This is a genomic window from uncultured Microbacterium sp. (genome assembly GCF_900078385.1).
GTDB lineage: Bacteria > Actinomycetota > Actinomycetes > Actinomycetales > Microbacteriaceae > Microbacterium.
In genome coordinates this window covers 289,412-302,318 of sequence record NZ_FLQR01000007.1, presented here as the reverse complement: position 1 = coordinate 302,318, position 12,907 = coordinate 289,412, and the positions used below count along the sequence as shown (strand labels likewise).

The 12,907-nt window shown below is 69.4% G+C and carries 12 protein-coding genes; 6 read left to right on the top strand and 6 right to left on the bottom strand.

Annotated features, from left to right (window positions below; genetic code table 11):
- Nucleotides 1-129 precede the first annotated feature (129 nt).
- The 3 genes from QZL85_RS09175 to QZL85_RS09165 all read left to right on the top strand — a co-directional run bounded on the left by QZL85_RS09175 (nt 130) and on the right by QZL85_RS09165 (nt 3,941).
- Nucleotides 130-1,461: an HNH endonuclease signature motif containing protein gene (locus tag QZL85_RS09175; RefSeq protein ID WP_295576242.1), complete on the top strand. Its 1,332-nt coding sequence runs from the start codon at nt 130-132 to the stop codon at nt 1,459-1,461.
- Between the two features lie 109 nt (nt 1,462-1,570).
- Entirely contained in the window at nt 1,571-2,515 is a 945-nt protein-coding gene (locus QZL85_RS09170) for a phosphoribosylaminoimidazolesuccinocarboxamide synthase (RefSeq protein WP_295576241.1), read from the top strand.
- A gap of 85 nt (nt 2,516-2,600) precedes the next feature.
- A complete protein-coding gene (locus QZL85_RS09165) occupies nt 2,601-3,941 on the top strand; it encodes a uracil-xanthine permease family protein (protein WP_295576240.1) in 1,341 nt (446 codons plus the stop codon).
- 151 nt (nt 3,942-4,092) lie between these two features.
- On the opposite strand, the gene QZL85_RS09160 is transcribed toward QZL85_RS09165, so the two are convergent.
- From QZL85_RS09160 to QZL85_RS09140, 5 genes are all read right to left on the bottom strand, one after another.
- On the bottom strand, nt 4,093-5,106 hold the full coding sequence (locus QZL85_RS09160; protein ID WP_295576239.1) for a LacI family DNA-binding transcriptional regulator: 1,014 nt from the start codon (nt 5,104-5,106) through the stop codon (nt 4,093-4,095).
- Nucleotides 5,107-5,115: 9 nt separating this feature from the next.
- Nucleotides 5,116-6,564, bottom strand: coding sequence for a GH1 family beta-glucosidase (locus QZL85_RS09155; protein ID WP_295576238.1), 1,449 nt, complete (start codon nt 6,562-6,564; stop codon nt 5,116-5,118).
- A 53-nt stretch (nt 6,565-6,617) separates the two neighbouring features.
- The gene (locus QZL85_RS09150) at nt 6,618-7,532 is read right to left on the bottom strand and encodes a carbohydrate ABC transporter permease (RefSeq protein WP_295576237.1); all 915 of its coding nucleotides are present in this window, start codon (nt 7,530-7,532) and stop codon (nt 6,618-6,620) included.
- Nucleotides 7,529-8,533 (bottom strand): carbohydrate ABC transporter permease, encoded by a 1,005-nt coding sequence (locus tag QZL85_RS09145; protein ID WP_295576369.1) that lies wholly within the window; start codon nt 8,531-8,533, stop codon nt 7,529-7,531. Before QZL85_RS09145 ends, QZL85_RS09150 begins: the two co-directional genes overlap by 4 nt.
- Nucleotides 8,534-8,670: 137 nt before the next feature.
- Nucleotides 8,671-9,948, bottom strand: coding sequence for an ABC transporter substrate-binding protein (locus tag QZL85_RS09140; protein WP_295576236.1), 1,278 nt, complete (start codon nt 9,946-9,948; stop codon nt 8,671-8,673).
- Between the two features lie 243 nt (nt 9,949-10,191).
- Here QZL85_RS09140 and purS point away from each other — a divergent pair, with 243 nt between their 5' ends.
- Both purS and purQ read left to right on the top strand, forming a co-directional pair.
- Nucleotides 10,192-10,437: a phosphoribosylformylglycinamidine synthase subunit PurS gene (purS, locus tag QZL85_RS09135; protein WP_295576235.1), complete on the top strand. Its 246-nt coding sequence runs from the start codon at nt 10,192-10,194 to the stop codon at nt 10,435-10,437.
- Nucleotides 10,434-11,141: a phosphoribosylformylglycinamidine synthase subunit PurQ gene (gene purQ / locus QZL85_RS09130; RefSeq protein WP_295576234.1), complete on the top strand. Its 708-nt coding sequence runs from the start codon at nt 10,434-10,436 to the stop codon at nt 11,139-11,141. The genes purS and purQ overlap by 4 nt, the downstream gene beginning before the upstream one ends.
- A 10-nt stretch (nt 11,142-11,151) precedes the next feature.
- Here purQ and QZL85_RS09125 read toward each other — a convergent pair whose 3' ends face one another.
- Nucleotides 11,152-11,583 carry a DUF1761 domain-containing protein gene (locus QZL85_RS09125; RefSeq protein WP_295576368.1) on the bottom strand — a complete coding sequence of 144 codons (432 nt, stop codon included), beginning with the start codon at nt 11,581-11,583 and terminating at the stop codon, nt 11,152-11,154.
- Between the two features lie 211 nt (nt 11,584-11,794).
- Here QZL85_RS09125 and QZL85_RS09120 point away from each other — a divergent pair, with 211 nt between their 5' ends.
- Complete coding sequence (locus tag QZL85_RS09120; RefSeq protein ID WP_295576233.1) at nt 11,795-12,907, top strand: ABC transporter substrate-binding protein; 1,113 nt, start codon at nt 11,795-11,797, stop codon at nt 12,905-12,907.

Genomic DNA, 12,907 nt, shown 5'->3' with positions numbered 1-12,907 from the left:
TTGGGTCGCGCATCGCTGTCGCCGGGCGCGCGGATCGCATCTCCTCCACATCGCGAGTCTCACGCGACCTGTCCACACGAACCCGCACGCGCACCCTGAATGTCGTAGCTATGTTCTAATGTCGGATCCATGGCAGACACCCTCATCGGCATCGCGGAGGCGCTCGCGGCGCTGACCGCCGCCGGTGGCGGTCGCGCGCCGGAGGCGCTGACGCCGGGCGAGCTGATCGCCGTGAACGACGCCTTCGGAGCGCTCAAGCGCCACGTGGATGCCGCGTTCGCCCCCGTCGCCGCCGAGATCGCACGGCAGTCGCGCGCCGAACTCGGCCGTGACTCGCTGGCCCGCGCGCAGGGCTTCCGCACCCCTGCGACACTCATCGCGGCGACGACCGGGACGACGGTCGGCGATGCGATCAGGATCGTGCAGGTAGGCGAGGCCACGGCCCCTCGTCGCGCGCTGACAGGTGAGTCGCTCCCCGCGAAGCACCCCCACGTCGCGGAGGCTCTGCACGCCGGTGCGATCGGCGTCTCCGGGTCGTCGGCCATCGTTACCCTGCTCGACCGCGTCGCCGTGCGCGCCGATCACCGCGAGCTCGCCGAGATGGAGCGACGGCTCGTCGCGGCAGCCCCGGGCCTGCGCCCCGACGAGCTGCAGAAGCTCCTCGTTCGTGCCGAGGCGATCCTCGATCCCGACGGCGTCGAGCCGCGCGAGGCGGAGCTGCGCGCCGACCGATCACTGCTCATTCACGAGCGCGACGGCATGGTCCTCCTGACGGCGCGGCTCGACCCGGAGACGGCGGCGCCGGTCACAGCCGCCATCGAAGGACTCGTGACCGCGGCCGTGCGTCGCAACGAGCACGCCGACGATGTGGAGGCCGACCAGCGGTCGATACGGCAGATGCAGGCCGACGCGCTCGGCGACCTCTGCCGGCACGCCCTCGGGTGCCCGCAGCTGCCGACCCTGCCCACGACCACGGTGATCGTGCGGATGACTCTCGAGACCCTCGTCGAGGGAGTCGGCACGGCGACGGTCGACGGGATCGATCAGCCGCTCTCGGCAGCGGCTGATCGGCGGATGGCGGCGGATGCCGACGTCATCCCGTGCGTCCTCGGCGGCGACGGCGACATCCTCGACTGGGGACGCGCCAAGCGCCTCTTCACGACGGCCCAGAAGCTCGCCCTCGGCGAGCGTGACGGGGGCTGCGCATCCTGCGGCGCTCCCCCGGCGCGCTGCATCGTGCACCACATCCGGTGGTGGGCGCGAGATCGGGGCCCGACCGATCTCGGCAACGGGATCCTGCTGTGCACGGCCTGCCATCACCGCATCCACGACGACGGATGGGAGATCCGCATCGAGGGCACGGGGATCGCGGCGAAGGTGTGGTTCGTTCCGCCATCGTGGCTGGATCCGATGAGGCGACCGCGACTCGGCGGCCGCGCGCGCTACGACCTCGTCAGCTGACGCGCGGGGGAGGACTCTGCCCGGGCTGTGGCCGAGATTCGGGTCCCGCTCGGTTCGGCTATGGATCGGCGATGACGAGGTCACCCGCGCCACAGTCGATAATGGGCAGGTGACGGATGCCGCCCTCCCCCTGCCCGGCTGGACCCATGTCTACTCCGGAAAGGTCCGTGACCTCTACCGGCCGGACGACGGCAGCACCGACCGCATGCTCGTCGTCGCGAGCGACCGCGTGAGCGCGTTCGACGTCGTTCTCGAGCCCGGCATCCCCGGCAAGGGCACGTTGCTGACCACACTCAGCCTGTGGTGGTTCGACCAGCTCTCCGGCGCCGACGGGGGCATCCGCATCCCGAACCACCTCGCCGCCTCCCATGAGCTGACCCTCGGCGCCGACGGCGTCGCGAACACCGCAGACGACGTGCGCCGGCTCATCCCTGACGCCGTCGCCGGCCGCGCGATGGTCGTCAAGTCCCTCGCGATGCAGCCCGTCGAGTGCGTCGTGCGCGGGTACCTCACCGGCTCCGGCTGGGCGGAGTACCAGGGGAGCGGGACCGTCTGCGGCATCCCGCTTCCCGAAGGGCTCGGCAACGGCGACCGCCTGCCGGAGCCCATCTTCACGCCCGCGTTCAAGGCGCCGATGGGCCAGCACGACGAGAACATCTCCTACGAGCAGACCGCCGAGCTGGTCGGCGCCGACCTGGCGGCGCAGCTGCGCGACGCCTCCCTGGAGATCTACGCGCGCGCGGCCGCGACGGCCGAGACGCGCGGACTCATCCTGGCCGACACGAAGTTCGAATTCGGCCTCGACGACGAGGGCGTCCTGACCCTCGCCGACGAGGTCCTCACGAGCGACTCGTCCCGCTACTGGGATGCCGAGACCTGGCGCACCGGTGCGACCCCCACCGAGCGCATGGCCAGCTTCGACAAGCAGATCGTCCGCGACTGGCTCGCCGCGCACTGGGACAAGAAGGGAACCGCGCCCGTCCTGCCGTCCGAGATCGTCGACCAGACGAGCGCCAAGTACCGCGAACTCCTCGAGCGCCTCACCTCGGCCTGACCGGGCGGGTTTCGCGGCTCCCAGGGAACTCCCAGAGTAGGGTGACAGCAGCACCCCCCCCCACCCGATTCCGAGGAGCACACCCATGCCCATCTGGACCCTGCACGGCGACGGCAACCACGTCGCGCCCGGCGCCGTCGTCAAGCCCGGCGAGCGCCTGAGCTGGCCCGGCACGATCGCCGTCGGCGCGCAGCACGTCGTCGCCATGTTCGGCGCGACCTTCCTCGTGCCGCTGCTGACCGGCTTCCCCGTCTCGACGACCCTGCTGTTCTCGGGTCTCGGCACCCTCCTGTTCCTTCTCATCACCCAGAACCGACTTCCCAGCTACCTGGGGTCATCGTTCGCGTTCATCGCCCCCATCACGGCGCTCAACGGCGGCAAGCCGCTGGACACGCCGGAGGCCATCGGTCAGGCCCTCGTCGGCGTCGTCGTCGCGGGTGTCCTGCTGGCCGCGGTCGGATTCGTCGTGCAGGCGTTCGGCACCGGCTGGATCGAGAAGCTGATGCCGCCCGTCGTGGCCGGCGCCATCGTCGCCCTCATCGGCTTCAACCTCGCCCCCGCCGCCTGGAACAACTTCAAGCTGCAGCCGGTCCTCGGCATCATCACGCTCGCCGCGACGATCCTCTTCAGCGTCTTCTTCCGCGGCTTCCTCGGCCGCATCTCGATCTTCCTCGGCGTCGTCGTCGGCTACATCGCCGCGCTGTTCCTCGGCGAGGTCGACTTCACCGCCGTGGCCGAGGCCGACTGGGTGGGGCTGCCGCAGTTCCACCTGCCCGCGTTCGGTGACGGCGTCGCCTGGGGCCTCGTGCCGATGTTCCTCCCCGTCGTCCTGGTGCTCGTCGCCGAGAACGTCGGACACGTCCGCGGCGTCGCCACCATGGCGGCCGACCCGTCGGTCAACAAGCAGACCGGTCGCGCCCTCATCGCCGACGGCCTCGCCACGACCCTCGCGGGCGGCTTCGGCGGCTCGGCGACGACGACCTACGGCGAGAACATCGGCGTCATGGCCGCGACCCGCATCTACTCGACGGCCGTCTACTGGGTCGCCGGCGCGATCGCCATCATCCTGGCCTTCTCGCCGAAGATCGGCGCGATCCTCTTCACCGTCCCCGGCGGTGTCATCGGCGGCGTCACGACGGCCCTCTACGGACTCATCGGCGTCATCGGCATCAAGATCTGGGTCGACAACCAGGTCGACTTCTCACGTCCCGTGAACCAGTACACCGTCGCCGTCTCGTTCGTCCTCGCCATCGCGGGCTACTCGATGAACTGGGGCGCGCTCACCTTCGGCGGCATCGTCCTCGGCACCGTCGCAGCCCTCGTCATCTACCACCTCGGCAACGCGATCGCGCGGGCGCGCAAGACCGGCGCCGACGACGGCGGGCCCATCGTCCCCATCGGACCGCTGGGCGGCGACCCGCAGTAACCCGCAGGAACGTTCAGTCGGATGCCGGGGTCCGCAGCTCCCACGAGCGGCGGCCCCGGCATCCGTGCGTCAGTACCCTCCGCGGCGCCCGCGGCGCCCGCGCCACGTCATCCACGTACGAACTGCAGGACTCGGTGCGCCGCGCGCGACGTCAGGCCGAGTCGCGGACGATCAGCTCGGTCTCGAGGATCGTCACGTGCGGCGGCTTGCGGCCGGCCAGGATCGACAGCAGGACATCGGCCATCCGCTCGCCCTGCGCGTGCGACGGCTGGCGCATCGTCGTGAGGTTCGGGCGCACGCTCGTCGCAACCGGCGAGTCGTCGAAGCCGATGATCGCGACATCGTCGGGCACCCGGCGGCCCGCACGGCCCAGCGAGGCGAGCGCGCCCCGCGCCATGAGATCGCTCGCGATGAAGAGCGCGTCGAACTCCGCCCCGGTCGCGAGGATCCGCTGCATCGCGGCGGCGCCGCCGTCGGCCGTGAAGTTCCCGTCCTCGACGGCGACCTCCTCGAGACCCGCTTCGGCGAGCACCTCGCGGAAGCCGGCCAGCCGGTCGATGCCCGCGGGCATCGTGAGGGGGCCGGTGATGGTCGCGATCCGGCGGTGCCCCTTCGAGATCAGGTACTCGGTCGCCGTGCGGGCGCCGGCGAGGTTGTCCACGTCGACGTAGTAGTCGTGCTCCCTCTCACGCACCGGACGACCGCCGTAGACGACGGGGACGGCCGCGGCGATCCGGTCGATGAACGTGTCGCTCGTGTGGTGCGACACGACGATCGCGCCGTCGACGGCGCCGCTGCGCACGTACGTCGTCGTCTTGTCGCGCGGGTCATCGCTCGCGATGATCAGGTTCAGCACGTAGTCCGACCGGCTCAGCCGCGCGTTGATCCCCGACACGATCGCGGCGAAGAACGGGTCGCCGAAGAAGCGTGTCGTGTCCTCGGGGACGACGAGCGCCAGGGCCATCGTGGCGCGACTCGCGAGCGAGCGCGCGGCGCGGTTGGGGACATAGTTGAGCTCGGCGATCGCCTTCTGCACCGCCGCGAGGGCGGCCGGGCTCACCGCCGTCGAGCCGTTGACCACGCGCGACACCGTCGACCGCGAGACGCCCGCGACGGCGGCGACTTCCTCGATGGTGGCGGCTGCGCGCGAGGTCTCGATGGTCACGGCGCTTCTCTACCTTGCTGCGGGGACGTCGATCGCCCGATCGGCGATGACCCGACGATACTCCAGCGCGCTGTCCTTGAGGGTGCGCTCCTGGCTGTCGTAGTCGACCCGGATGATGCCGAACCGCTTCTCGTAGCCCCAGGCCCACTCGTAGTTGTCGAGCAGCGACCAGTAGAAGTAGCCCCGCACATCGACGCCGGCGGCGACGGCATCCACCACGGCACCCAGGTGACCACGCAGGAACTCGACGCGGTCGGCATCGTGCACACGGCGCTCCCCGTCCTCCGTGACGAGGTCGTCGTCGTACGCGGCGCCGTTCTCGGTGACGTACAGCGCCGTCCCGGCCGGGCCGGCATACTCCGCCGACACCCGCTCGAGCAGCTGGGTGAGGCCCGAGGGCTGCACCTCCCAGTTCATCGAGGTGCGCGGCAGGCCGCGCTCGTGCCAGTGGATGCCCTCGTGCGAGGGGAACGGCGACTGTGCCCGCCGGTCGGTCGGCGCATCGCCGGGCGCCGGCGGCGCCGGGTCGGGCTGACCGCCGACGAACTCGCCGTGGTAGTAGTTCACGCCCAGGGCGTCCAGCGGCTGCGCGATGACAGCGAGGTCGCCGTCGTGCGTCGCCGCCTCCAGCGCCTCGACGGCACCGGCATCCACCGCGCGGATGTCCTCGACGATGTCGGCAGGGTACGCGCCGCGGAAGATCGGGTCGAGGAACCAGCGGTTGAACTGGCCGTCGATGCGCCGCGCGGCATCGCGGTCGGCGGCATCCGCGGGGTCGGCCGGCTCGGCGACCGTGAGGTTCAGCGTGATGCCGAGGCTCAACGACGCATCCCGGGCACGCAGCTCGCGCACGGCCTGACCGTGGCCGAGCATCAGGTGGTGCGCCGCGAGCACCCCGTCGGTCACGCTGTACCGCCCGGGGGCGTGGATGCCGGCGGTGTAGCTGAGGAACGACGAGCACCACGGCTCGTTGAGCGTCGTCCAGTTCGCCACCCGATCGCCCAGCGCGTCGTGCACGTCGAGGGCGTACTCGGTGAACCGGTGGGCCGTCTCCCGCGCCGTCCATCCCCCGCGCTCCTCGAGCGCCTGCGGGAGGTCCCAGTGGTACAGGGTCAGCCACGGCAGGATGTCCGCGGCGCGCAGCTCGTCGACGAGGCGCTTGTAGAAGTCGAGCCCCTTCGGGTTCAGCGGCCCGCCGTCCGGACGCACGCGCGCCCACGACACGCTGAACCGGTAGGTGTCCAGGCCCAGGTCCTTCATGATCGCGACGTCGTCCTGGTACCGGTGGTAGTGGTCGCACGCGATGTCGCCGTTGTCGCCGTTGATGACGGCGCCGGGCAGGCGGCTGAACTCGTCCCAGATCGATGCCCGGCGCCCGTCCTCGAACGCGGCGCCCTCGATCTGGTACGCGGCCGTGGCCGCGCCGAACAGGAAGTTCGCGGGGAAGGAGCGAGTCATGAAGGCAGAGTCCTCTCGGGGAATGTGGCTCACGAGCGTACCGGCAGGGCCTGTTATCCCTTGACGGCGCCCGCCATGATGCCGCTCACGAGCTGCTTGCCCGCGAAGATGAACAGCAGCAGCAGGGGGATGGTGGCGAGGATGACGCCGGCGAGCACGATCGAGTAGTCGACGAAGTAGTTCGACTGCAGGAGCGAGAGCGCGACCGGGAGGGTCGGGTTCTGCCGGTCGAGCACGATGAACGGCCAGAAGAAGTTGTTCCACGCGCCCACGAAGGTGAACAGGAACAGCATCGCGGCAGCGGGCCGCGCGGCGGTGACGCCGACGGTCCAGAAGGTGCGGATCATCGAGGCGCCGTCGACGCGGGCCGCCTCGATCAGCTCGTCGGGTACGGCCTGGCGCAGATACTGCGTCATCCAGAACACCCCGAAGGCGCTCGTGAGTGCGGGCACGATGATCGCGCCGATCTGCCCCGTCCAGCCGAGCTCGCTGAACAGGATGTACAGCGGCACGACGCCGAGCTGCTGCGGCACCGCCATCGTCGCGACGACGAAGATGAGGAGCGCGGGACCGCCGTGGAAGCGGAGCTTCGCGAACGCCCAGCCGGCGAGCGTGGAGGTGATCACGACCGCCGCGGCGATGAGGAACGAGCTGTAGATCGAGTTCCACAGCGCCGGCCAGAAGTTGACGGCCGGGTTGTTCAGGACCGCCAGGGCGTTCTCCCAGAAATTGCCCCCGGGGATCCAGCTGAACGGGCGACGCAGCGACGACGCGTCGCCGGAGCCGATGATGAACGACCAGTACAGCGGGAAGACGCCGGTGAGGAAGACGACGGTCAGAATGCCGTAGACGACCCATCCGGGGCGCGCACCGCGGATCTTGATGGTCTTGGCGCGGCGGCGGGCCGCGGCGGCCGGGATGGTCTCCTCGACGACGGCGAGGGGGGTGGGGGTTCCGAGCGTGCTCATCGCGTGCCCTCCTTGACGTTCTTCTTGGCGGACTTCTCGAGGGCGCGCTGCTGCTTCTTGGGGAGCTGCCCGCGGGCTCCCTCGTCACGCACGAGCGTGCGGGTGATGAAGAGGTTCAGCAGACCGATCAGCAGGATGATGACGAAGAGGATCCACGCCATGGCGGCGGCGCGACCGAAGTTCCACTGGCCCCAGCCGATGTCGTACAGGTACAGCGCGATCGTGAGCCACTGCTGGCCGGCGCCGCCGCGGCCGAACTGGTCGAACACCCGCGGTTCGTCGAAGATCTGCAGACCGCCGATCGTCGACGTGATGATCACGAAGATGAGGGTCGGCTTGAGGGAGGGCATCGTGATCGAGAAGAACTGGCGGACGGGGCCCGCGCCGTCCACGGTCGCCGCCTCGTAGAAGTCCCGGTTGACCGCCTGCATGGCCGCCAGCAGGATCAGCGTGTTGTAGCCCATCCAGCGGTAGTTGACCATCGTGGCGATCGCGACGTGGCTGGCCAGCGGGTCCTTGTGCCACGGGATCCCCTCGAGGCCGATCGAGGTCAGCCAGGTGTTCACGAGGCCGAAGTTGTCGGCGAAGATCGCCGTGAAGATGAGGCCCACAGCGACGGGTGCGACCACGAAGGGGAGCAGGACGCTCATGCGCCAGAACGTCTTGGCGCGGATGTTGCGGTCGAGGACGGCGGCGATGAAGATCGCGAGGATCAGCTGCGGCACGCTCGAGAGCAGGAAGATGCTGAAGGTGTTGCGCAGCGCGGTCCAGAAGTGCGGCTGCGTCAGGATCCAGACGTACTGGTCGAACCCGACGAACTCGCCGGAGTTGCGGACGAGATCCCAGTCCATGAACGAGATGACCGCGGTGTAGCCGATCGGGAAGAGCCCGACGACGGCGAACATGATGAAGAACGGCGAGATGTACAGGTAGGGCGAGAACTTGAGGTCCCACTTGCTGAGCTTCTGCGAGAACGAGATGACCCGGGGCTGACGGGGCACGTCGTCGGTCCTGGAGGAGCGCGTCGCCGGGCGCGATTCTGTCGTGGTCACGGTGGTCCTTCGAGATGGCATCGAGAGAGGTGGATGCCGGGGGTGCGGCGTTCAGGGTCGCCGCACCCCCGGTCGGGTCGATCAGATCAGAACGCGCTGACCTCGTTGACCCAGGTGTCCCAGCTCGTGCTCTTGTCCTCGATCTTGTCGAAGACGCGCGTCACGGCGTTCTGCAGAGCGTCGTGGAACTGGAAGTACTTCTCGCCCTTGTAGGTCGCGACGGTGATCGCGTTGGCGCGGTCGATGCCGATGGCGCCGGAGGGGGCGTCGTTGAAGTACGCGTTGACGAAGCCGGTCAGGTCAGCGCTCTCCTGCGCGTCGGGCTGGCTCGGGAAGGTGCCCGCGTTGTTGAACGCCTTGATCTGCGTCTCGGGCGCGGTCAGCCAGTCGGCGAGCTTCTGCGCCGCCGCGACGTTCTTGCCGTTGGCCGGAACGACGAGGTACGAGCCGCCCCAGTTGCCGCCACCCTCGGGGAAGGCGTTGGCGATGTCCCAGCCGTCCACGTCGGGCGCGTTGCCCTCGATGATGCCGTGCATCCACGGCGGGCACAGCATCGCGGCGAACTCACCGCTCGCCATCGAGGCGAACCAGTCTTCGCTCCACTGACCGGCGTAGGCCGAGATCGGGATGGCGCGGTCGACGACGGTGTCGTAGGCGGCGCGGATGTCCTCGTTCTCGGTCGCGACGATCGTGCCGTCCGGCTGCTCGTACGCGATCTCGAGCTGGTTCACGAGGCCCTGCAGCACCGAGTTGGCCGAGTCGATGAACGGCTTGCCCGTCTTGGCGACGTAGTCGTCGGCGACGTCGAAGAAGGCGTCCCACGTCGGGAACAGGCCGGCGACCTCTTCACGATCGGTCGGCAGGCCGGCGGCCTCGAAGAGGTCCTGACGGAAGCAGACCGCCTGGGGCCCCACGTCGGTGCCGTAGGCGACGAGGTTGCCCTCGGCGTCGGTCGCCGCCTTCTCCTTCCAGTCGAGCCAGCGGCCCTTGAGGTCCTCGGGCACGGGTGCGACGAGGTCGGAGTACTGCATCATCTCGGTGAACCAGTCCACCTCGACGGCCTCGACATCGGCGAGACCCGTCTTGCCGAGCTTCTGGAAGAAGTTGGCGCGGGCGTCGTTCGAGGTCGCCGCCTTGTTGTGCACGACGGTGATGCCCGTCTCGGCCTCGAACTCGTCGAGCAGCTCATCGGTGTAACCGAAGTCGTTGAAGGTGGCGAGTGTGAGCTCGACGCCCTCGAAGTCCTCGGCGTCGCCGCTGCTGGGCGCGGGGCTCGCGGTCCCGGAACAGCCGGCCAGAACGATCGCGGCTGTGGTGGCGACGCCGGCCATGAGGCCGATGCGGCGCAGTGCGCGTGATTTCACGTGTCACTCCTTTGTGGGTGTGTGGGTGATGCAGATGCGTCGGGTCGCATTCCCGTCCCAGGATGGGAGCGCTCTCACCGATCGGATGTCACGCTATGGGATCGCTCCCACGCTCGTCAAGGGAGCGCTCCCACGACGAGGTCACAGTTCGATCACAACCCCCGTAGGCGCGCGGCGAGTGGGCGGCCGAGCGGCCCCGTAGACTGGGGGATGCACCCCATCCCGCGACTCCTGGAGCCTCGAATGCCCACCATCGTCGTCGACGTCATGCCCAAGGCCGAGCTGCTGGACCCGCAGGGGAAGGCCGTCGCCGGCGCACTGGCGCGGCTCGGGGTCGACGGCTTCTCCGGCGTCCGCATCGGCAAGCGCTTCGAGCTCACGGTGGAGCGCGCCGACGAGGCGACGCTCGAGACCGTCAAGAAGATCGCCGACGAGATCCTCTCGAACGCCGTCATCGAGGACGTCGTCGGGATCGAGGTGGTCGAGTGACCGCACGCATCGGGGTCATCACCTTCCCCGGGTCCCTCGACGACGGCGACGCGCAGCGCGCCATCCGCCTCGCGGGCGCCGAGCCCGTGGCGCTCTGGCACGGATCGCACGACCTCGACGGCGTCGACGCGCTCGTCCTCCCTGGCGGCTTCAGCTACGGCGACTACCTGCGCGCCGGCGCGATCGCGGCCCTCGCGCCCATCATGAGCGAGGTCAAGGACGCCGCCGGCAAGGGGATGCCGATCCTCGGCATCTGCAACGGCTTCCAGATGCTCGTCGAGGCGCACCTGCTGCCGGGCGGCCTCATCCGCAACGCCCACCAGCAGTTCATCCGCCGCGACCAGCGCCTGCGCGTCGAGAACGCGGACACCGCGTGGACCAGCGGGTTCACGACGGGCCAGGAGATCGTCATCCCGTTGAAGAACGCGGACGGCGGCTACATCTGCTCGGACGAGACCCTCAAGCAGATCGAGGGCGACGGTCTCGTCGCGTTCCGCTACACGGGCATCAACCCGAACGGATCGCTCGACGACATCGCCGGCCTGACGAACGCGCGCGGCAACGTCGTCGGACTCATGCCGCACCCTGAGCACGCCGTCGAGGAGGGGTTCGGCCCCGACACGTCGGCCGCCATGCGCTCGGGCACCGACGGCCTGACGTTCTTCACATCGGCCGTCGCCGCGCTCGCCTCGCGCGCCGTCTGAGGGCTCCCGGCTACACCGTGCCGGCCGGCGGCCAGACGCCGATGATGATCGCCATGACGAGCACCGTGACGAGCTCGTGCGCGATGTTGAGCACCGTCAGCGACGTCGGCCGGCCCTCGAACGCGTCATGCGTGATGAAGCGCGCCGCCGTGAACCCCGCCCACAGGATCACCGACGTCGCGATGGCCGCCCACAGGTAGCTGCCCTCGTAGAAGTGCCACGCGATCGTGGCCGCACCGGCGAGCACCCACGCCGTGACGAAGCTCACGATGACGGTCGTGACGATCGCCATCGTGGCGGTGGCGGCCGGGCGATCCATGTCGACCTTCGCGAGCGACGCCCACCGCGTGCCGAAGACCTTCGGCGTGTACCAGATCGAGCCGACGACCATGCTGGATGCCATGGCCAGCAGCACCGCCCAATAGTTGATCTCCGGGACCATCATCGTCGCCTCCTCGCGTCGTTGCTGTGGACAGTACTCCGCGGCGCGTAGCGGGCAGGCGCATGTCCGCGGCGCGCCGATGAAGCCGCGTCACACCCCGGAAACACGACCGCGCCGGAGCCGGAAACGTGCGAGGTCTAGCGTCGCCCACGCACCCTCGCGCACCCGAAGCGCCCTCTCGTGCGCGCACACCTTCCGTCCAGGAGAACCGATGCCCACCTTCCGCAGCACCCGGACGCGCAGCCGCGTCCTTCCCCTCGCCGTCGCGTCCGCGCTCGCGCTGGCCCTGACCGCGTGCTCGCCCGCCGCATCCGACGCGGAACCCGGCGCGGCCGGCGAGACCGTCGACCACGGCGAGATCAGCGTCCAGTACTCCTGGATCAAGAACGAGGAGTTCGCCGGCGAGTTCTACGCGTACGAGAACGGCTACTACGACGAGGCCGGCTTCTCCGAGGTCATCGGCATCTCGGGCCCCGACACGGGCGTCGCGAAGCTCCTCTCCGGCACCGTGCAGGTGGCGCTGAGCGACGCCGCCTCGATCGGCGCCGCGATCGCCGAGCAGGACGCCCCGCTGAAGATCATCGGCGCGACCTTCCAGAAGAACCCGTTCACGATCCTGTCGCTCGCCGACGGCGCCGACATCACGACGCCGCAGGACCTCGTCGGCAAGAAGATCGGCGTGCAGGACTCCAACGCGAGCGTGTTCGCGGCGCTCCTCACCGCCAACGGCATCGACCCCGCCGACGTCACGGTCGTCCCGGTGGACTTCGACCCGACCCCGCTCATGGACGGCGACGTCGACGGCTTCATGGCGTACCTCACCAACGAGGCGCTGACCGTCGAGGTCGCGGGCTACGACGTCACGAACCTCGCCTACGCCGACAACGGGGTTCCGTACGTCGCGGAGACCTTCTCGGTCACGGAGCAGTACCTCGCCGAGAACGCCGATCTCCTCAAGTCGTTCCTCACCGCGGAGATCAAGGGCTGGACGGACGTCTTCCAGGAGGACACCGACGCCTCGGTGGAGCTGATCCAGAAGTACTACAACGAGGCGGCTGAGGCCTCCGCGGACGGCCTGGAGTCGGTCTTCGGCGCCCTCGACCCCACCAAGACCGGGATGGGCCTGGAGGCGCAGAAGCTCCTCATCTCGACGGAGGAGACCGAGGCCAACGGCCTCTTCACGATCTCCGACGCCCTCAAGCAGCAGACGGTCGACTCGCTCGCCGCCGCCGGCTGGGACGTCGCGGTCGAGGACCTGTTCGACACCACGATCATCGACGAGATCTACGCGGAGAACCCGGATCTCAAGGACTACCTGCCCTGA

Excerpts from the sequence above, each read along its gene's own strand:
- QZL85_RS09150 (WP_295576237.1), bottom strand. The coding sequence starts at position 7,532 with ATGAGCACGCTCGGAACCCCCACCCCCCTCGCCGTCGTCGAGGAGACC.
- QZL85_RS09125 (WP_295576368.1), bottom strand. The coding sequence starts at position 11,583 with ATGGTCCCGGAGATCAACTATTGGGCGGTGCTGCTGGCCATGGCATCC.
- purS (WP_295576235.1), top strand. The coding sequence starts at position 10,192 with ATGCCCACCATCGTCGTCGACGTCATGCCCAAGGCCGAGCTGCTGGAC.
- QZL85_RS09120 (WP_295576233.1), top strand. The coding sequence starts at position 11,795 with ATGCCCACCTTCCGCAGCACCCGGACGCGCAGCCGCGTCCTTCCCCTC.
- QZL85_RS09165 (WP_295576240.1), top strand. The coding sequence starts at position 2,601 with ATGCCCATCTGGACCCTGCACGGCGACGGCAACCACGTCGCGCCCGGC.
- QZL85_RS09155 (WP_295576238.1), bottom strand. The coding sequence starts at position 6,564 with ATGACTCGCTCCTTCCCCGCGAACTTCCTGTTCGGCGCGGCCACGGCC.
- QZL85_RS09175 (WP_295576242.1), top strand. The coding sequence starts at position 130 with ATGGCAGACACCCTCATCGGCATCGCGGAGGCGCTCGCGGCGCTGACC.